21 protein-coding genes are annotated in these 17,569 nt (G+C 64.2%); 6 read left to right on the forward strand and 15 right to left on the reverse strand.

Annotated features, from left to right (window positions below; genetic code table 11):
• Positions 1-98 precede the first annotated feature (98 nt).
• From AB4Y32_RS11320 to AB4Y32_RS11340, 5 genes are all read right to left on the reverse strand, one after another.
• Positions 99-563, reverse strand: coding sequence for an SRPBCC family protein (locus AB4Y32_RS11320; protein ID WP_368721421.1), 465 nt, complete (start codon positions 561-563; stop codon positions 99-101).
• 191 nt (positions 564-754) lie between these two features.
• On the reverse strand, positions 755-1,879 hold the full coding sequence (locus AB4Y32_RS11325; RefSeq protein WP_368721422.1) for a Rieske 2Fe-2S domain-containing protein: 1,125 nt from the start codon (positions 1,877-1,879) through the stop codon (positions 755-757).
• 306 nt (positions 1,880-2,185) lie between these two features.
• On the reverse strand, positions 2,186-3,712 hold the full coding sequence (locus tag AB4Y32_RS11330) for a glycosyltransferase (protein WP_368721519.1): 1,527 nt from the start codon (positions 3,710-3,712) through the stop codon (positions 2,186-2,188).
• Entirely contained in the window at positions 3,712-4,332 is a 621-nt protein-coding gene (locus AB4Y32_RS11335) for a cytochrome b (RefSeq protein ID WP_368721423.1), read from the reverse strand. The genes AB4Y32_RS11330 and AB4Y32_RS11335 overlap by 1 nt, the downstream gene beginning before the upstream one ends.
• 219 nt (positions 4,333-4,551) lie before the next feature.
• Positions 4,552-5,466, reverse strand: a complete 915-nt coding sequence (locus AB4Y32_RS11340) for a LysR family transcriptional regulator (protein ID WP_368721424.1) — start codon at positions 5,464-5,466, stop codon at positions 4,552-4,554.
• A 180-nt stretch (positions 5,467-5,646) separates the two neighbouring features.
• Here AB4Y32_RS11340 and AB4Y32_RS11345 point away from each other — a divergent pair, with 180 nt between their 5' ends.
• A complete protein-coding gene (locus tag AB4Y32_RS11345) occupies positions 5,647-6,627 on the forward strand; it encodes a glutathione S-transferase family protein (RefSeq protein ID WP_368721425.1) in 981 nt (326 codons plus the stop codon).
• A 165-nt stretch (positions 6,628-6,792) separates the two neighbouring features.
• Positions 6,793-7,077: a hypothetical protein gene (locus tag AB4Y32_RS11350; protein ID WP_368721426.1), complete on the forward strand. Its 285-nt coding sequence runs from the start codon at positions 6,793-6,795 to the stop codon at positions 7,075-7,077.
• A 16-nt stretch (positions 7,078-7,093) separates the two neighbouring features.
• On the opposite strand, the gene AB4Y32_RS11355 is transcribed toward AB4Y32_RS11350, so the two are convergent.
• The 7 genes from AB4Y32_RS11355 to AB4Y32_RS11385 all read right to left on the reverse strand — a co-directional run bounded on the left by AB4Y32_RS11355 (position 7,094) and on the right by AB4Y32_RS11385 (position 12,387).
• Positions 7,094-7,417, reverse strand: coding sequence for a thioredoxin family protein (locus AB4Y32_RS11355; protein WP_368721427.1), 324 nt, complete (start codon positions 7,415-7,417; stop codon positions 7,094-7,096).
• Between the two features lie 142 nt (positions 7,418-7,559).
• Positions 7,560-8,690 carry a 3-deoxy-7-phosphoheptulonate synthase gene (locus AB4Y32_RS11360; RefSeq protein WP_368721428.1) on the reverse strand — a complete coding sequence of 377 codons (1,131 nt, stop codon included), beginning with the start codon at positions 8,688-8,690 and terminating at the stop codon, positions 7,560-7,562.
• Between the two features lie 93 nt (positions 8,691-8,783).
• Positions 8,784-9,881 (reverse strand): alpha/beta fold hydrolase, encoded by a 1,098-nt coding sequence (locus AB4Y32_RS11365; RefSeq protein ID WP_368721429.1) that lies wholly within the window; start codon positions 9,879-9,881, stop codon positions 8,784-8,786.
• An 80-nt stretch (positions 9,882-9,961) separates the two neighbouring features.
• Positions 9,962-10,357: an SRPBCC domain-containing protein gene (locus tag AB4Y32_RS11370; protein WP_368721430.1), complete on the reverse strand. Its 396-nt coding sequence runs from the start codon at positions 10,355-10,357 to the stop codon at positions 9,962-9,964.
• Positions 10,358-10,372: 15 nt separating this feature from the next.
• Positions 10,373-10,498, reverse strand: coding sequence for a hypothetical protein (locus AB4Y32_RS11375; protein WP_368721431.1), 126 nt, complete (start codon positions 10,496-10,498; stop codon positions 10,373-10,375).
• 26 nt (positions 10,499-10,524) lie between these two features.
• Positions 10,525-10,845 carry an ArsR/SmtB family transcription factor gene (locus AB4Y32_RS11380; protein WP_368721432.1) on the reverse strand — a complete coding sequence of 107 codons (321 nt, stop codon included), beginning with the start codon at positions 10,843-10,845 and terminating at the stop codon, positions 10,525-10,527.
• A 51-nt stretch (positions 10,846-10,896) separates the two neighbouring features.
• A complete protein-coding gene (locus AB4Y32_RS11385; protein ID WP_368721433.1) occupies positions 10,897-12,387 on the reverse strand; it encodes a MocR-like pyridoxine biosynthesis transcription factor PdxR in 1,491 nt (496 codons plus the stop codon).
• A gap of 99 nt (positions 12,388-12,486) precedes the next feature.
• On the opposite strand from AB4Y32_RS11385, the gene AB4Y32_RS11390 reads away from it, so the two are divergent.
• Positions 12,487-12,951, forward strand: coding sequence for an N-acetyltransferase family protein (locus AB4Y32_RS11390; protein WP_368721434.1), 465 nt, complete (start codon positions 12,487-12,489; stop codon positions 12,949-12,951).
• On the opposite strand, the gene AB4Y32_RS11395 is transcribed toward AB4Y32_RS11390, so the two are convergent.
• The 3 genes from AB4Y32_RS11395 to AB4Y32_RS11405 all read right to left on the reverse strand — a co-directional run bounded on the left by AB4Y32_RS11395 (position 12,948) and on the right by AB4Y32_RS11405 (position 15,626).
• A complete protein-coding gene (locus AB4Y32_RS11395) occupies positions 12,948-13,529 on the reverse strand; it encodes a DUF3501 family protein (protein ID WP_368721435.1) in 582 nt (193 codons plus the stop codon). The genes AB4Y32_RS11390 and AB4Y32_RS11395 overlap by 4 nt on opposite strands.
• 22 nt (positions 13,530-13,551) lie before the next feature.
• Positions 13,552-14,889 (reverse strand): heterodisulfide reductase-related iron-sulfur binding cluster, encoded by a 1,338-nt coding sequence (locus tag AB4Y32_RS11400; protein ID WP_368721436.1) that lies wholly within the window; start codon positions 14,887-14,889, stop codon positions 13,552-13,554.
• A gap of 314 nt (positions 14,890-15,203) precedes the next feature.
• Positions 15,204-15,626: a rubrerythrin family protein gene (locus tag AB4Y32_RS11405; RefSeq protein ID WP_368721437.1), complete on the reverse strand. Its 423-nt coding sequence runs from the start codon at positions 15,624-15,626 to the stop codon at positions 15,204-15,206.
• A 228-nt stretch (positions 15,627-15,854) separates the two neighbouring features.
• On the opposite strand from AB4Y32_RS11405, the gene AB4Y32_RS11410 reads away from it, so the two are divergent.
• The 3 genes from AB4Y32_RS11410 (at position 15,855) to AB4Y32_RS11420 (ending at position 17,492) form a co-directional block, all read left to right on the forward strand.
• Positions 15,855-16,214, forward strand: a complete 360-nt coding sequence (locus AB4Y32_RS11410) for a DUF3564 domain-containing protein (RefSeq protein WP_368721438.1) — start codon at positions 15,855-15,857, stop codon at positions 16,212-16,214.
• 278 nt (positions 16,215-16,492) lie between these two features.
• Positions 16,493-17,242: a DNA/RNA non-specific endonuclease gene (locus tag AB4Y32_RS11415; protein WP_368721439.1), complete on the forward strand. Its 750-nt coding sequence runs from the start codon at positions 16,493-16,495 to the stop codon at positions 17,240-17,242.
• Positions 17,235-17,492: a hypothetical protein gene (locus tag AB4Y32_RS11420; protein ID WP_087736613.1), complete on the forward strand. Its 258-nt coding sequence runs from the start codon at positions 17,235-17,237 to the stop codon at positions 17,490-17,492. Before AB4Y32_RS11415 ends, AB4Y32_RS11420 begins: the two co-directional genes overlap by 8 nt.
• Positions 17,493-17,569 lie beyond the last annotated feature (77 nt).

Here is a 17,569-nt window from a genome sequence, read left to right on the forward strand (position 1 = left end):
GGCGTTGCCTATATTGGGCCTATTGAAACGCGCCGAAACGCGCCGAAACGTACAGAAGAACAGAGACTGAAGCGGACAAAAAGCAAAAGCACGAAGCGTCAAACCATCCGCTTCAATTCCTTCTGCAACCTGTCGAAGTTCTCTTCATTCGCCTTTACAGCAAACGTCTTCACCTGCGCACAGACAGCAGGTGTCTCGAAGAGCATGCGAAACGTGACGCGCGTCTGCCCGTCGCTCACTGCATCGAAGGTTGCGGTGACGCGAAAATACGGCCCCGACACGTGGTCGAACACGATCCGCTCGGGCGCGGCAATCTCGACGAACACGCTGTGATTCTTGTAGTCGACGCCATCCGGTCCGTGCATCACGAAGCGCCAGTTGCCGCCCCGGCGCAGATCGAATTCGTGGAATGAATTGGTGAAGCCCTTCGGCCCCCACCAGTGCGCGAGATGCGCCGGGTCCGTCCAGGCCCTGAAGACGAGATCGCGCGGAAAATCGAACATGCGCGCCGATACGATTTCCAGATCCGCGATCGGCGGAGCCAAGTCGCCATCCTCGGACATGAGACAGCCTCCTTCGAACAATACGCCGCATCCGCCCAACGTCGCGCGGATGAAATCAAGCATAACGCATTGTCGAAGCAGCGAACGCCCAAGCTGCATCAAGGGCGCGCGGAAAAGCGCGGCGAGTGCGAGGCACCGAACCTTGGAACGCCTAACGTCCGATCAATAGACGCAAAACCGGCCGCGAAAGATCAGACGGCAACCGACTCAGCCGACGGCTCGATGGGAATCACGCGCCGTGTCGCGGGCGCGCCGCACAGCCGCAGCAGGTCGCGCAGCTCGTTGATCACAGGAAAAACTTCGTGATTCCAGTCGGCGCCTTGCGCGTCGTGCGCCTCCTGCTCGCGTTCGACGATCCAGCGATCTTCCGCGAAGATGCGCTCGGTGAACCACACCAGCAGCGGCCACGCGATGTCGAGCAGCACGCCGATCTTCGGCCGCTTGATGGACAGCAGGCCGAACGTGCGATTGGTGCGCTGCTCGCGGTCGAGCGGCACGTAGCAGATCCACAGATCCATCACGAGCGAGCCTTCGGATGTGCGAATCTGCAGCGTCTGATACGGATATTGCGTGCGGACCGTCATCACATCGTTGCGCTCGATGTTCGAATCGGGACGGCTCTGCCCGAATACGAGCGCCTCGCCGATCGGCTGCTGGCCCGCTTCACGAGAGAACGTGTAATCGACCTCGACCCAGTTCTCGCCGCGCCGCCGGCCGAGCGAACGCGCGCGCATCTTGCCCATCTGCTTGCGATGCAGGAACTGATGGTTCATGTCCATCAGGTTTTCGTGCATGAACGAGTAATGGCACGCGACTTCGCGCCCGAAGCGGCGCGTCTTGTAGGCCTTGTCGGCGACTGAGCCGAGCGACGGCACCGGCACCGTTTCGGCGAGTTGCGCATCGCCGGCAAACACGAAAATCAGCCCTTCCGATTCGCGGCACGGATACGCGCGCACGCCGTTCGGCAGGCGTTCGCGGCCCAGATACGGCACGTCGATGCATTTGCCCGTGCAGTCATACGTCCAGCCGTGATAACAGCAGCGGATCGCCTCGCCGTCGACCACTCCGCCATGCAGCGGCACCTGTCGGTGCGCGCACCGGTCCTCGAGCGCGAACACGTTGCCCGACTCCGTGCGCACCAGCACGATCGGATCGCCGGCAAAGCGGACGCCATGCGCCTTGCCGCGCTTCACTTCGCGCGACCATGCAAGCGGATACCAGTGATCGGGGTGAATATCGACGCGGCGCAGATCGCGCACGGCGGGTTTGTCAGCGTTATCGACGGTATTGCTGTCCAACGGAGCGACGACATGCATGTATGAAGCCTCCTGGCACAACGGTCGACTGGTCGGCGGGACCCAGCCGGTTTGATTGTTGGAAAACCGATATCGCCATTCAGTCTACTAGAAGTCGCCGATGAGCTTTATGAGGGCTAACGTCAGGCACGCGCGGCCGCTCGCGCGCCGACGTGCGCACCAAGCGCGAACGACTGCGACCGGCGATGCCGCAGCGGCGCGTTCAAGGTCGTTCAAGGTCGTTGCAGGTGCAACGCTCAGGAGCGCCTCGACGCATTACACGAGCGCTTCAACGCATTACAGTTCGACGGGCGCGCGCAACGGCCGTCAATACCTGCGCCCCGTCGCGCCGACGAGACCCGAGCGATGCTGTTTGCCCCACGACCGGCCGCCGCGCAGAAAATGCAGCCAGCCGAGCGCCGCGCCCGTGTGCCGCAGCAGCTGGAACGTGAACGGCTCGGCGATGGCGGCGGCCACCGCCATCGGCAGACTCGAGCCGCTCGTCAGCCCCGTCCAGCGCCCGTACAGGTGGATGCTCCATACATAGAACGCGAGATCGATGGCCGTTTTCAGGCCGATCACGCTGAAGATCGACGCGACGATCAGCCCATGTCCGCCGGCGATGAAGCCGAGCAACAGCGCGAACGCGCTCAGTCCGTAGATGGGCTGCATCGTGTCGAATGCCTTGATCGGCAGCATCAGGCGGCCGAGCGTGCCGTAACGCGCGTCGCCCGTCATGTCGCGGTTCCAGTATTGCGTTTGCAGGAAGCCCGCAAACCAGCGGCGGCGCTGGCGCAGGAAAGCGCCGAGCGTCGCGGGCGCTTCCGTCTCAGCGTGCGCATCGCCGACCACGCGCACGTCCCAGCCCAGACCGCGATCGACGGAATAGCGGCGCAGCCGGTGGATCAGCTCGTAGTCTTCGACCAGACATTGCGCATCGAAGCCGCCCACAGCGACGAGCGCATCGCGCCGGAACGACGCAAACGCGCCCGACACCAGCAACAGGCTGTCGGCGCGCATCCACGCGAAGCGCGCGATGAAGTTGCGCATGTACTCGTAGGTCTGAAACCACTGGAACACGCGCCCGCTCGCCGTGCGGTTGCACACGGGCACGAGAATGCCCGTCGCCGCCACCAGCTTCGGCGCTTGCGCGAAGGCCGCGCGCATCGCGAGCGCGGCGTCGTCGGCGAGCAAGGTGTCGGCGTCGACGGTCATCACGGTGTCGGTCGTCATCACGTCGATGGCCGCGTTGAGAGCGCGCGCCTTGCCGCCGTGCGGCACACGCAGCCAGTACAGATTCGGATAGCGGCCGCTGGGCGCGCTCAGCTCGCCCAGCGCCGGCTCGGCCAGACGGAAGCGGCCCATGAGCAGATCGCGCGTGCCGTCAGTGGAGCCATCGTCGGCGATCACGATCTGCGACAGCCCATGCGTTTGCCTCAGCAGCGCGGCGAGCGTCACGGGCAGCACGGCCGCCTCGTTGTGCGCGGCGACGATCACGCCCATCGTCGGCAGATACGCGGCGTCGGCGCAACGATGCGCAGGCAACGAGCGGCGGACCAGCGGCCAGGTCTTTACGGTAACGAACGCAAGCAGCAGCGTGTCGTAGACGACATACGCAATGCCCGTCGACCACGCGAGCGCGCCATGCAGAAAGAACGCTCGCGCGAACAGCAGCAGCCACAGCGCGGTCACGCTGCCGTGTATCACGACGCTCTGCCAGCTCGCCTTGCGCGGATTGATGCGCGGCGATACCGCCTCCAACGCGTCGCGCAGCGACGGCTTCGGACGCTCGCCACCCGTACCGCAGGCGTCGCCGCGCGCGAGCGTGGCCTCTTCGATCACATCGGCATCCATCACGGCACCATCCGCTTGAATACCGACTTGCGATCGAGCAGCTCATGCTTCAGCGCGCCGCCGATATGCATCGCGAGCAGCGCATACAGCGCGTAGCCGAGGTACGTATGCAGCGCGCCGAACCTGTCGTGCAACGGCTCCTTGACGGCGGGATCGAGATTCATGATGAGCCCGATGCGCGGAAACGGCACGACGCCGAACAGATGCATCGGATGCGTCGCTGCGTCCTTCCACGCGGAGTCGTGCATCCATCCCGACAACGGCAACGCGATCATCAGGAAATACAGCAGGAAGTGCGCGACATGCGCGGCCATCCGTTCCCACGACGGAAACTCGCGCGGCAGCGGCGGCGGCCGGTGCGACACGCGCCACAGCACGCGCAGCAACGCGAGACCGAGCACCGTGATGCCGATCGACTTGTGCGTATCGATGACGGGCCGCACCCAGTCGTCCGGCAGCGAATCGGCGGAAAGGCCGAGCGCGACGTTTGCGATGATGAGAACGGCGATGAGCCAGTGCAGGATCATCGCCGTGCGTGTGTAGCGTGTAGCCGGCAATGGCGCGTAAAGCGTGTCCGTGCCGTCGCGTGTGGCCGTGCGTGGTGACGTGGATGTGTCCATGAGTCGTTTCGTTGGAGATCGGTAGGGGCAGCGAAAGCCGCATGCAAGAACGCAAGACGGCATGCGGGACCGCGCTGCATGCGCGCGCCGCTGTCGCCTCGTCAGCAGAACGCCCCACTATGCCTGTTTATTCCTTCGACGTGCGCGCCCGGCGCTTCTGTCACGTCTGCCTCGCATTTCCATTTGTTTCGCGCGCACCTTGATGGTTCAGGAGGCGGTTCACGCGAACTGGTCGATGCCTTGCATCAGACGCTTCGCGAGGCGCGGCTCGCGCAGCTGATCGAGCCACCATTGCAGCGCGCGGCCTTCCTGATCGCCGCGCCACGCGACATACAGCAGGTTCGGCTCGCGCGGATCGGCGGTTTCCTTTTCGACGAGCTCGCCGCGCTTGAGCAGCGACGCCACGCGATGACGCGGCAGCCAGCCCGTCCCGAGCCCGTCGCGCTGCGCGAGAATTTTCGCGCGCATGCTGGGCCCGGCGAGCGACATCTGTCCGCCGAGCAGCCCATACGCGCGCCCGCTCGCGCGCGACGAATCGGCCACGACGATAGCGCGCTGCTTCGCTATCTGCTCGCGCCGCAGCGGCTCCTTGACGCTCGCCAACGGGTGACGCGGCGACACCGCGAACACCCAGTCCACGACGCCCAGCTCAAACCAGCGCAAGCCGGCAATCGCGGGCGGCTCGTTGGTCGCGCCGACGATCAGGTCAGCGCGGCCGTCGCGCAGCGCCTCCCATGTGCCGCTCAGCTCTTCCGTCGTCACGCGCAGCCTGACGCCCGATTGCAGCGCGTCGAACGCATGGATGACGGGCATCAGCGTCTCGAACTCCATCAGCTCGTCGGTGACGATCCACAGCCGGTCTTCCCAGCCGCTCGCGATCTGCCGCACGCGCTGCGTCATGCGCGTTACGTCCTGCATCAGGCGTGCGGCTTCTTCGGCGAGCAACTGGCCCGCGGGCGTGAGTTGCAGCCGGTAGCGGCGCCGATCGAACAGCAACGCGTCGAAGCGCGTTTCGAGCTGACGGGCCGCGTGCGACACCGTCGACGGCGCCTTGCCGAGCCGCGCCGCCGCGCGCGACAGGCTGCCGCTTTCACGGATCGCTTCGAGCAGCGCAAGCTCGTCGTCGGTCAACATGTTCGATCCCGTCGAATGATTTCATCGGCAAAATCGTACGGCAAAAGGCGCGCGGGCGTCGAAAATCATAGGATCGAGGGGAAAGGACGAAGCACGTGGTCGTCCCGTTTTCCAATACGCCCGATACGCCGCTCACAAAGCGGGCGCGCGTCGAACGCACAGGATGAAAGGAGCAGCGACATGGGATTGTTAGTCAACGGCCAATGGCAGGACAGGTGGTACGACACGTCGTCGACGGGCGGACGCTTCGTGCGCACGGATGCCGTGTTCCGCAACTGGGTCACGCCCGACGGCGACGCGGGTCCGAGCGGCAGCGACGGCTTCGAGGCGGAAGCGGGACGCTACCATCTGTACGTGAGCCTCGCGTGCCCGTGGGCGCATCGCTCGTTGATCATGCGCGCGCTGAAAGGCCTCGAAGACATGATCAGCGTCTCCGTCGTGCACTGGCTGATGCTGGCCGACGGCTGGACCTTCGACGACGGTCCCGGCGTCGTGCCCGACGCGATCAACCACGCGCCGTATCTGCGCGACGTCTATCTCGCCGCCGACCGTCACTACACGGGCCGCGTGACAGTGCCCATCCTGTGGGACAAGCATCAGCGGACGATCGTGAGCAACGAATCGTCGGAAATCATCCGCATGCTGAATTCAGCGTTCGACGAGATCGGCGCGGAACAGGGCGACTTCTATCCGCCGCCGCTGCGCGCCGAAATCGACGCGATCAACGCGCGCGTCTACGACACGGTCAACAACGGCGTGTACAAGTCCGGCTTCGCGACCACGCAGCGCGCCTATGAAGATGCCGTGATGCCTCTCTTCGACACGCTCGACTGGCTCGAACAGAAACTGTCGACGCAGCGGTTTCTGACGGGCAACCGGCTGACGGAAGCCGATATCCGGCTGTTCACGACGCTGATCCGCTTCGATGCCGTGTACTTCGGGCATTTCAAGTGCAATCTTCGGCGCATTGCGGACTATCCGAATCTGTCGGCGTACACGCGCGACATCTATCAGCATCCGGGCGTTGCGGGCACCGTGAACTTCGAGCACATCAAGCGTCATTACTATGAGAGCCATCGCTCGGTGAATCCGACGGGCATCGTGCCGCTCGGTCCCGTGCAGGATTTCGACGCGCCGCATGACCGCGCGCGTTTTGCGTGAACGGGAAACTGGCGCATCGCGCCGCGCGCGAGCGAGCAAGCGATAAGCCCGAAGCCTGGGCTATCGAGCCGCGAGCAAAAGCATGGTGTGCGTTGCGCTAGACTGTCCGGATGCGTGGTGGCCATCGGTCGGCCACGCATCGGTCACACCCGCACGGAGATGCTCATGCTACGCAAGACACGCACAGCTTCCCAGCTTCAGGACGAAGTGAGCCGACGCATTCATCGCGCGCCGGAAGTCGTCGACGACGGCGTGAAGATCAGCGTGCCGCGCCCGCAATCGCAGGAACCCGATGCCAGCGGCTGCAACTGGACGATGAAGCACTTCGGCAACGCGATCGGCTTCGAGCGCATCGTCGACGATGCGCTGAAGACGGTGCAGAAGGAATACAACCTGTCGGAAGAAACGAAGGACATCGACAGCCTGTTCGGCGATCCTCCGAACAGCTGACGCGTTGCCTCTTGGCTCAGGACACGGCGGCGAACGCGTTCTCGATCTGTTGGGCGTCCGTCGGCCGCACGACGCGCGCCACTTCGACGCCATCGCGCATGAAGACCAGCGTCGGCCAGAGCTTGACCTTGAACGAACGCCCGAGCGCCCGGCCCGGCCCATCTTCGATCTTCAGATGGCGCGTGCCCGGGTGCGGGCCGAACCCCTCCGCGATCACGGGCTGCGCGCCCTGACAGTAGCCGCACCAGTCGGTGCCGAATTCGACGACGGTCACGCCCGCGAGAGCGTCGACATCCGCGCGGCTCGGCGCGGTCTTCGAGTATTGGTTCGCGGTAGTCATAAGCCTCCATGCGCCGGACGATCCGGCGTGCCGGCCTTGCATCGCGCAAAGGCCGCGCCACATGCGATGTTGCCCGTTATCGGCCATACGTGCCGGCAGGCTGATCAAGCTGACCGATCCGGCAGTTTCGACGCCTACGGCGTTAGCTCACACTCACGCGCGAGCGCCGGACTCGCACGGCTTGCGCCAGTGTCTGCAGCACCGGCTCGGTTTGCGCCCAGCCGATGCACGCATCGGTGATCGACACGCCGCGAGCAAGCGGCACGCCAGGCTTCAGATCCTGACGGCCGGCTTCCAGATGGCTCTCGATCATCACGCCGATGATCCGCTTTTCGCCGCCCGACAACTGGTTCGCGAGATCCTGCGCGACTTCGATCTGGCGCTCGTGCGACTTGTTTGAATTCGCATGCGAGCAGTCGACCATCACCTGCTCGCGCAAGCCGACCTTGCGCAACGCGGCGCACGCTTCCTCGACGCCCGCCGCGTCGTAGTTCGGCCCTTTCTTGCCGCCGCGCAGGATCACATGCGCATCGTCGTTGCCGCGCGTCTCGAAGATCGCGGCCATGCCCATCTTCGTCATGCCCATGAACGCGTGGCTCGCGCGCGCGGCGACGATCGCGTCGGCGGCGATCTGCACGCCGCCGTCGGTGCCGTTCTTGAAGCCGATCGGGCACGACAGCCCCGACGCCAGTTGCCGATGGCTCTGGCTCTCCGTCGTCCGCGCGCCGATTGCACCCCACGCGATCAGATCCGCGATGTACTGCGGGCTCAGCAGGTCGAGGAATTCGGTGCCCGTCGGCAGGCCGAGTCCGCTGATTTCGAGCAGCAGTTCGCGCGCGCGGCGCAGCCCTTCGTTGATGCGGAAGCTGCCGTCCAGACGCGGATCGTTGATATAGCCCTTCCAGCCGACCGTCGTGCGCGGCTTCTCGAAGTAGACGCGCATCACGATCAGCAGATCGTCGCGCAGCGCATCGGCGGCCGCTTTCAGCTTGTACGCGTATTCCATCGCCTGGCCGTGGTCGTGGATCGAGCACGGACCGACGACGACCACGAGGCGGTCGTCGCGGCCATGGAGCACATCGGCAATTTCGACGCGGCTCTTTTCGACGAGCGTCTGCACGCCGGGCGGGCATGGCAATTCGTCGAGCAGCAGCGCCGGCGAAATCAGCGGACGCACCGCGCCGATGCGAGTGTCGTCGATGCGCGTGATGTCCTGGGTGGAATCGGCGACGCCGGCTTCCTGGTCATGTGTTGGGTTGTCGATGCGGCTCACGATGTTCTCCGGCTCTGCATTTTTGGGGCGACGTCGATTATCGCACTCGCGGCACCCCGGTCCACGCGCGCCCGCGCTGGACAGATATGAAGATCACGCGCCGTTCATCAGCTGGATCAGATAGGGCTTCCACACTTCCGGGTGCGCGAGCGTCTGATGTCCGTACGATTGCGCCGTCTCCGGCATTTCGACGTAGCGCCCTTGTGGCACTTTGCCGATCAGCCGCTGCATCACGCCGAGATCGGTGGCGTTGATCAGGTCGTCGGCGAAATTGACGGCGAACAGGCGCCCGCGAATTGCCGCGAGATTCGGCTCGGGATCGTAGTCCCACGACGATTCGAACCAGTACAGCACGTCGTTCGGATCGCTCTTCGCGGCCTCTTCGACGATCGATTCCGTCATGCGCGTCGACGCCGCGCGGTCCGGCGCGGCCGCCTGCATGCGCGCCGCGTTGCCCGTGATCAGCGTGAAGACGGGCATCGCGCGCGCCCATTGCGTCGGCGGCGTCGTGTAGTGGCCGTCCTGCCAGCCGGGGTCGCTGCGTATCGCGCCGACGATCATCTGCCGCCACAGCCAGTTGCGGCCCGCCATTGCGATCGGCTGGCTCGCGATCGGCATCAGCGCGTCGGCCATGCCCGGATAGCGCTCGCCCCACATCCACGTCTGCATGCCGCCCATCGACGTGCCGAGCACGAGCTTCAGATGCCGCACCTTCAGCCCGTCGACGAGCAGCCGGTGATTCGCCTCGACCACGTCGCCATAGCCGTAGCGCGGAAACTTCGTGCGCAACCCGTCGCTCGGCTTGGTCGAGCCGCCGCGCCCGAGACCATCGGGGATCACGATGAAATAGCGGCTCGCATCCAGAGGCTCGCCGGCCGCGAACAGTTCCTTGCGCATCGACGGCGTGAGATACGCCTTGCTCGTGCCCGTCGTGCCGTGCATCAGCAGCACGGCGTTCGTCACATCGCCATGTGCGTCGCGTTGCGGCGTGCCGAGCGTCACGTAGTGGATGCGCAGTTCGGGAAAGACTGTGCCGTCCGAGAAGCGGAAGTCGTGCTCGACGAAATCGGCAGCATGTTCGGATGCGCCCGTCGCGCTGGCGGCGGAATCGGCGGCATAGGCCGATGGGACTGTCCGCGCGAGCGCGAGCGTGATCAACAGCGTAGTGCGGGTGAGGATCGAACGAAACACAGTTGGTCTCCATCAACGTGTACGCGATGAGTTCGGATCGTACACGTTGACGACAGACCATGTGTCGGGCGCTTCAGGCTTCAGAGTCTGTCGTAACGCGCCTTGATCTGCTCGAACATCTTCCAGAACGACGCGGGCGCAGTGCCATCGAGGCGCTCGCGCAGCACGTCGAGATGGCTGTGCCAGCCCGGACCGACGTCGAGTTGCTCTTTGCGGCCGGACAGGTTGCGGTGCGTCAGCACGAGCTTCACTTGATCGCCCGCCTCGGACAATTCGAAGGTCACTTCCGAGAGGTTGTCCTGAATGCTGCCCCACGTGAACGCGAGCACATGAGGCGGCTCGAAGCGCAGCAGCCGGTGATACGAATCATGCCCGCCCGCGTACTGGCGATACGGCTCGGGCGGCAGTTCCGGCGTCGCGGCCAGCAGCGAGTGATCGAAGCGCATCACGAAGTCGCCGCCGGGCTGCGACGGCATGGCACCCGACGCGAGCTATTGGCTGCGCTTGTCGGACTCGGTCAGATACGCCCAGACGCGCTCGATCGGTCCGGGCAGCAGGCGTTCGAAGCGCACGACCTGCGTCCCGTCGAAAGCGCCGAGTGGTTCGTTCAGGTTCATTGCTTGTCCCCCTGTCGACAAGATGCTTACGGTGGATTGCGCAGCAGGCCTTCGAGCACGTCGAGCCGGCTGCTCCAGAAGCGTTCATAGAAGCGCAGCCACGCATCGGCGGCGGCGAGCGGCGCCGGTTCGATCCGGCAGATATGCGAGCGCCCTTCCACGCGGCGCTGGACCAGCCCTGCGCCTTCCAGCACCTTCACATGCTTCGATGCCGCGGCGAACGACATCGCGAACGGCGCAGCCAGTTCGCCGATGTTGCGTTCGCCGGCGGCAAGCTGCGCGAGCATCGCGCGCCGGGTGGGATCGGACAGCGCGTGGAACACGCCATCGAGTGCGGACTCGTTCATGAGCCCGAGTATAGACACGGCTTCGGCGTTATTCAACCACTTGGTTGAATATCATTTGCCGATGGCCAGCGAGCGGATCGCCGCGCCGAGTTCGGCGACGAGCCTGTCGGCCTTATCCGGATGCACGCCCGCATAGCCGAGCATGAAGCCGTTGTATCGCGCGGCGTCTTCGCCCTGGTGGCAGTACGCGCTCAGCGGCGACACGGCGATGCCCTTCTCGCGCAACGCGATGCTCACGTCGCGGTCCTGCAACGGCGCATCGAGGCGCATGGTCAGATGCATGCCGCTGCCGTCGGACGAAACCGTCACGAGATCGCGCATATGCCGATGAATCGCGCCGACCATCGCCTCGCGCCGCTGCTGGTAGATGCGTCGCATGCGACGCAGATGGCGCGCGTACCTGCCGCTTTCGATGAAGTCCGCGAGCGCGATCTGATCGGCGATGCGTCCCTGGCGCGACATCTCGCCGATCACGCCGCCGATTTCCGGTGCGAGATTGGCCGGCACGATCATGAAGCCGATGCGCAGCGCCGGGAACATCGTCTTGCTGAACGTGCCGAGATAGACGACGGGCGTCGCGGGCCGCAGCCCTTGCACCGACGGCAGCGGCGGGCCGCTGTGGCGCAGTTCGCTGTCGTAGTCGTCCTCGATGATCCAGGCGCCGCGTTCGACGACGTTGCCGATGATCGCCCAGCGCCGCTCCAGGCCCAGCACGCTGCCAAGCGGATATTGATGCGATGGCGTGATGTAGACGAGGCGCGGCGGCGTGCGCTGCCAGTGCTCGTCGGTGGGTGCGATGCCTGCCGCGTCGACGGGAATCGGCACGACGTTCAGGCCCGCCGACTGAAACGCGATTCGCGCGCCGTGATAGCCCGGGTTTTCGAGCCACGCGGAATCGCCCGGGTCGGCGAGCATGCGCGCGCACAGGTCGAGACTCGTGTGCGTGCCCGACGTGATGAACACCTGATCGGCCGTGCAACGCACGCTGCGCGACACGCGCACATATTCGGCGACAGCACGCCTGAGCGACGGATGACCCGCGTAATAGCCGTAGCCGAGATCGCGCGCATCGACCGAGCGCCACGCGCGTTCCATCGATGCGCGCCACTGCGCGACGGGAAACTCGTCGAGCGCGGGCACGCCCGCCTGAAACGGCGCATGCGTGCCCGTCGCGCCACCCGTGCCACGCGTGCTGCCGCGATCGGGCGGCAGTCCCGCGACGCGCCGCGACAGCCGGCTGAGGGGCGCAGCATTGAACGCCTCCGCATTGGCACCGGGAAGCGCGACACAACTGACGATCGACCCATGGCGGCTCGCCGCGATAAAGCCCTCTTCGGCAAGCCGCTCGTAGGCGTACAGCACCGAGTTTCGCGCGATGCCTAGCTGCTCGGCGAGCGCGCGCGTCGGCACGAGCTGGGTGCCGTGGCGAATGTCGCCGTTCAGGATCGCGTGACGCAGGCTTTCGTAAAGCAGCATCTGCTGCGTGAGCTTGCGCCCGGCCGCCTCGCTCGCGAAGCTCGACATCAACAGCCCGTAGTCCAATTGTGTGGCTCCAGATTTTGCGTTCGACGTGGAGCTAACAATGGTGCCACAGAAACCCTATGCTTCGACGATACCTGCCGATTACAAGGAGCGCTGCCCGTGACGCAAGCCGTGAAGATCCGCCCTGTCGTTCCCGCCGATTACGAAGCATGGCTGCCGCTGTGGGACGGCTATAACCGCTTCTATGGACGCTTCGACGAAACCGCCCTGCCGCTCGACATCACTCGGCTCACGTGGGCGCGCTTTTTCGACGGGCTCGAACCGATGCACGCGATGGTCGCCGAGCGCGACGACGGCACGCTGGTCGGTCTCGTACATTACCTGTATCACCGCAGCACGTTGATGGCGGGACCCACGTGCTATCTGCACGACCTGTTCACGCTCGATTCGGAACGCGGCAAAGGCGTCGGGCGCGCGCTGATCGAAGCCGTCTACGCCGCCGCGAAGGCCGCGCGCGCCGAGCGCGTGTACTGGCTCACGCACGAGACGAACCACACCGCGATGCAGCTCTACGACAAGGTCGCGGACCTGTCGGGCTTCGTCGTCTATCGCAAGCCGCTCTAGGCGAGATCGCCGACGAGCGACGCTCGCACTTCGTCGGGGACCGTCTGCACGTCCACCGGATAGTTCGGATGATCGCAACCGATGTGCAGGCCCGCGCCGTCGCGAAGGCGCGCCTTCATCGACGGCGTCAGCTCGAAGCGCACGAAATGGACGGCTGAAGTCTTCTCGTTGGTCTCGCGTTCGAGGTCTTCGTCGGCGATCGCATAGACGGGCTCTTCGCCGTCCACCTTCATGAACACGCGATCCTCGATGCCGATCAGCCTCGCCAGCGCCGCGCGCCGCTCGACTTCGTTTACGTACTCGATCTGCATCGTCGCCTTGAAGTTGCTGCCGTCGGGCACGAGGGGCAGATACGCTTCGAGTTCGCCCTGAATGCCGTCCTCGTCGAAGATCTTCTCGATGTGCAGCATCTCCTGAATCTGATAGCGGATCGTCAGTTCGTCTTCGAACAGGAACGTCACGTGATTGCCCAGCCTGACAAGGCGGATCTTCTTGTGCTCGATGATCTGCTCGCGCATCGTCTTGCGCGCCTTCGCATAGTTTTCGAGCGACAATAGGGAGTTCATTGCGATGCTCATCGGTATCCTCGCTGATTGAAGATCAAAGGCCGTACGCCTTGCGCAGCAGCGTCAACGGGTGCGCGAGCTGCGTCTTCGGCAAGCCGTTTTCGTCGAAGCCCTGTTCGATGTGATGGCCCGCAAGCTGGCAATCGGACGTGATGAAATCGGGCTGCGCCTGCGCCATCGCCTTGAAGACGGGCTTGCCGATCTTCATCGCCATCCCGTGAAATTCCTTCTTCACGCCGAACGTGCCCGCATGACCCGAGCAGCGCTCGACCACCGTCACCTGCGTATCCGGCACGAGCGCGAAAGTCTCCGACGTTTTTCGTCCGATGTTCTGCACACGCGCGTGACACGGCACGTGATACGACACCTTGCCGAGCGGCGTGTTGAAGTCGGTCTTCAGCAGCCCATCGCGATGACGCGACATGAAGTATTCGAACGGGTCCCAGAACGCTTCGCTGACAGCGCGCACGTCGGGGTCGTCGGGGAACATCAGCGGCAGTTCGTGCTTGTACATCAGCACGCAACTGGGGATCGCGCCAATGATCGCGTAGCCGTCGCGTGCATAACGCGCGAGCACGGGCATGTTCTTCTCTTTCTTCGCCGCGACGCCCGCGAGATTGCCCTGCTCGAGCAACGGCATGCCGCAGCACGCTTCGCTCGACACGAGTTCGTACGGAATGTCGTTGTGCGCGAGCACGGCCAGCAGGTCGTGACCGATGCCGGGCTCGTTGAAGTTCACATAACAGGTCGAGTAGATCGCCACCTTGCCGGGTGTGCGCTCGCCGTCCTTCACCTGCACCTGCGGCGACTTCCTCGCCGCGCTGCGGAATTTGCGCGACGCGAAATCAGGCAGCCATGCTTTCTTGTCGACGCCGAGCGCCTTTTCCATCAGCCCGCGCGCGGCGCCCGTGTGATTCACCGCGTTGACCGTCTGCGTGACGATGGGAATGCCCGCGAACGTGCCGAGCGCATCCGTGTTCGACAGAAACTTGTCGCGCAGCTCGACCTCGCCACGCTTGTATCGCGCCGCCTTCGCACGCAGCATCAGATGCGGAAAATCGACGTTCCAGCTATGCGGCGGCACATAGGGGCATTTCGTCATGTAGCACAGGTCGCATAGATAGCACTGGTCGACGACGGCGCCGAATTTCTTCTTGTCGACGTCGTGCGCTTCGCCCATCTCCGTTTCGTCGACGAGATCGAACAGCGTCGGGAACGTGCCGCACAACGACACGCAACGGCGGCATCCCGCGCAGATGTCGAACACGCGCGTCAGTTCCTGATCGATCGCATCCTGATCGTAGAAAGCATCCGATTGCCAGTCGAGCGGATAGCGGATCGGCGCTTCGAGGCTGCCTTCCTTGTGAGGCATCGCGTGCGTCTCCCTTACTCCCGTGCCATGCAACAAAGTTGCAGCGGGCTGTCTGTCAGTTGTTGTCTGTTCGTTCTTCTGCGCGCAATCGATGGATGCGCAACCGATGGATGCCCAACCGTACGCGCGAAATCGCGATCGTCTCGCTTTCTCTCGCTTCGTCCCGCGTCGGTGTTGTCGCGCCGCTTCGTGTTGCGCTTCAGCCCGTTATCCTGCCGCCCGATTGCGTTCGGCCTGCCGTCCGCCAGCTGGGCGGTCGCGCGCAGACGGACTGCAATGGAGCGCGCCGGCGACGGATGCCGGCGCCTGCGGCATCAGTCGACCAGCGCGTCCAGTGCCTTCGTATAGCGATTCGCGTGGCTGCGCTCGGCCTTCGCGAGCGTTTCGAACCAGTTCGCGATTTCGTCGAAGCCTTCCTCGCGAGCGGTCTTCGCCATGCCCGGATACATGTCGGTGTACTCGTGCGTTTCGCCCGCAATCGCCGATTGCAGGTTCTGGCGCGAGTTGCCGAACGGTAGCCCCGTTGCCGGATCGCCGACGACTTCGAGGTATTCGAGGTGGCCGTGCGCGTGGCCTGTTTCCCCTTCCGCTGTCGAACGGAATAGCGCGGCGACGTCGTTCTGTCCCTCGACGTCCGCCTTCGCTGCAAAGTACAGATAGCGGCGATTGGCCTGCGATTCGCCTGCAAATGCGGCCTTCAGATTCTCTTCAGTTTTCGAACCCTTGAGTTGCGACATCTGAGCCTCCGTCCAAAGCCTGTATTGTGGGAACGCGCGTGCTTGTCATAGTCGAACACCGGCCAGACGCGCGCACCTGTGCCGTTCATTTAATCTAGGTGTTCAGCGATGCGTTCCCAATTGGGTTTTTCAATCTTCGCGATAGCTGTTTGTCTTGAATAACCTCTGGCCCGGCATAGACTGAGAAGCGCATCACCTGCATCACCTTTTTCACCGGGGGACTGTCTAATGCGGCTGACGATACTGATCAACGGTTCGGACCCCACCGTCAATCACGATTACGCCGTGCTATGGCTCGACACCGACGAACGTCGCTGGTCGAGAGAGGCACACGATGGGATCGACCTGCCCCCATGGGGCGAACTTCATGACGAAGACGGCGTCACCAAGCTCTGCGCGCCCAGCGCGGATGCACCTTTATGCACGTTGAACGGCCTGCACGTGGACCGGCGGCAGCAGGTCAGTTCAGCACAAGGCAGCGCGGCGTGGTCGTCCGACCGCACGCGCACGCCGATGAATGGCTTCTGGCGTCTGCAGGCCGTCGACCGCCTGCCTGTACACGCCGAGCACAGCGTGTTCGGACGCTGAGTCCGGCCCGGACCGCTGCTTCGCCCTTTACGCTTCCGATTCACTTCCATCATTTGAGCGCCGCCCCGCCGCCCGTCCGCGGGCGCGGACTTTCATTCGCTCTGCAATCTTTCTCCAGTCCTTTCGTCCAGGCGAAATGAGCAAAAATTGCCGTGTGTCGACGCGGCCGTTACGCTTTTGCCGATTGCATCCGCGATGCGGTGCTGATTGCATGTAGTTGTTGCCTCGCACATAGCGCGCGCGGCTATACTTGCAGCCCCTCATTCGCATTCACATCCATGAAGAAGTGGTTAGCCAGTCTGCTGATCGTGGCCGCGAGCCATGTATCGGCGGCTCCGTCCTGCACGGATTTCACGCCCGACGCCCAATGGCCCGTGCTGACGAACGCAAGGATGACGCCGAAGACGCGCATGCTTTGCTATTCGGATTTCGCCGTCCTGCATTCCGGCATCACGCACGGCCCGTTGTGGTCCGCCGAGCATCTGACGCGCGACCATATCGAGGCCGCGAAGGACATGGTCCGCACGAACAAGTTCTTCGAAGACTCGCGCCTGCCTGAAGGCGAAGGCGCGACGCTCGCCGACTACAAGCGCAGCGGCTTCGATCGCGGCCATATGAGCCCCGCGGGCGACCGCTGGAACGCGGAGGCAATGGCACAATCGTTCTCGCTCGCGAACGTGGTGCCGCAGAATCGTGTCAATAACCAGCACTTGTGGTCGCACATCGAGACGGCCGTGCGCACGCTGTCGAAGAAGTACGACGACACGTATGTCGTCACCGGGCCGCTTTTCACCGGCTCGCAACTGCAGACGATCGGGCCGACGCGCGTATTCGTGCCGACGCAACTGTTCAAGGTCGTCTACGTGCCGTCGAAGAAGCTCGCGTTCGCGATCGTCGCGGACAATGTGGCGACCGACCGCTACGACGTGAAGACCGTGCACGAACTCGAAGCGATGAGCGGAATCCGTTTTCCGGGCATTCCGGAAAAACTCAAGGACCAGCGTCCGGGAGGGCTGAAAGGTGTTTAAAGCGTATTCGAACGACGACGATGTGCTCAACATCCAGGGCGACGCGCTGACGGTGTCGAACGGCACCACGCGCGTCGTCGTGAACGGCACGCTCGACATCACGAAGGACAAGCGCGGCCTGAAGGCGGCGCTCGCGCTCAAGGAGGCGCTCGATAGCGTCGTCGCCGCGTTGCAGGCGGACGCGCACCTGCCCGAGCAGGTCAAGGAAGAGCCCGACGCGAAGCCGGGCGTGATCGACAATCCGTTCTAGTGTTCGACGCGGGGCTTCTGTACGGCGCGGCAAACGCGGCGCGGCAAACGCTCAGCTACGCGCGCCCCGCTGCTATC

Source organism: Paraburkholderia phymatum, assembly GCF_040965635.1.
Lineage (GTDB): Bacteria > Pseudomonadota > Gammaproteobacteria > Burkholderiales > Burkholderiaceae > Paraburkholderia > Paraburkholderia phymatum_B.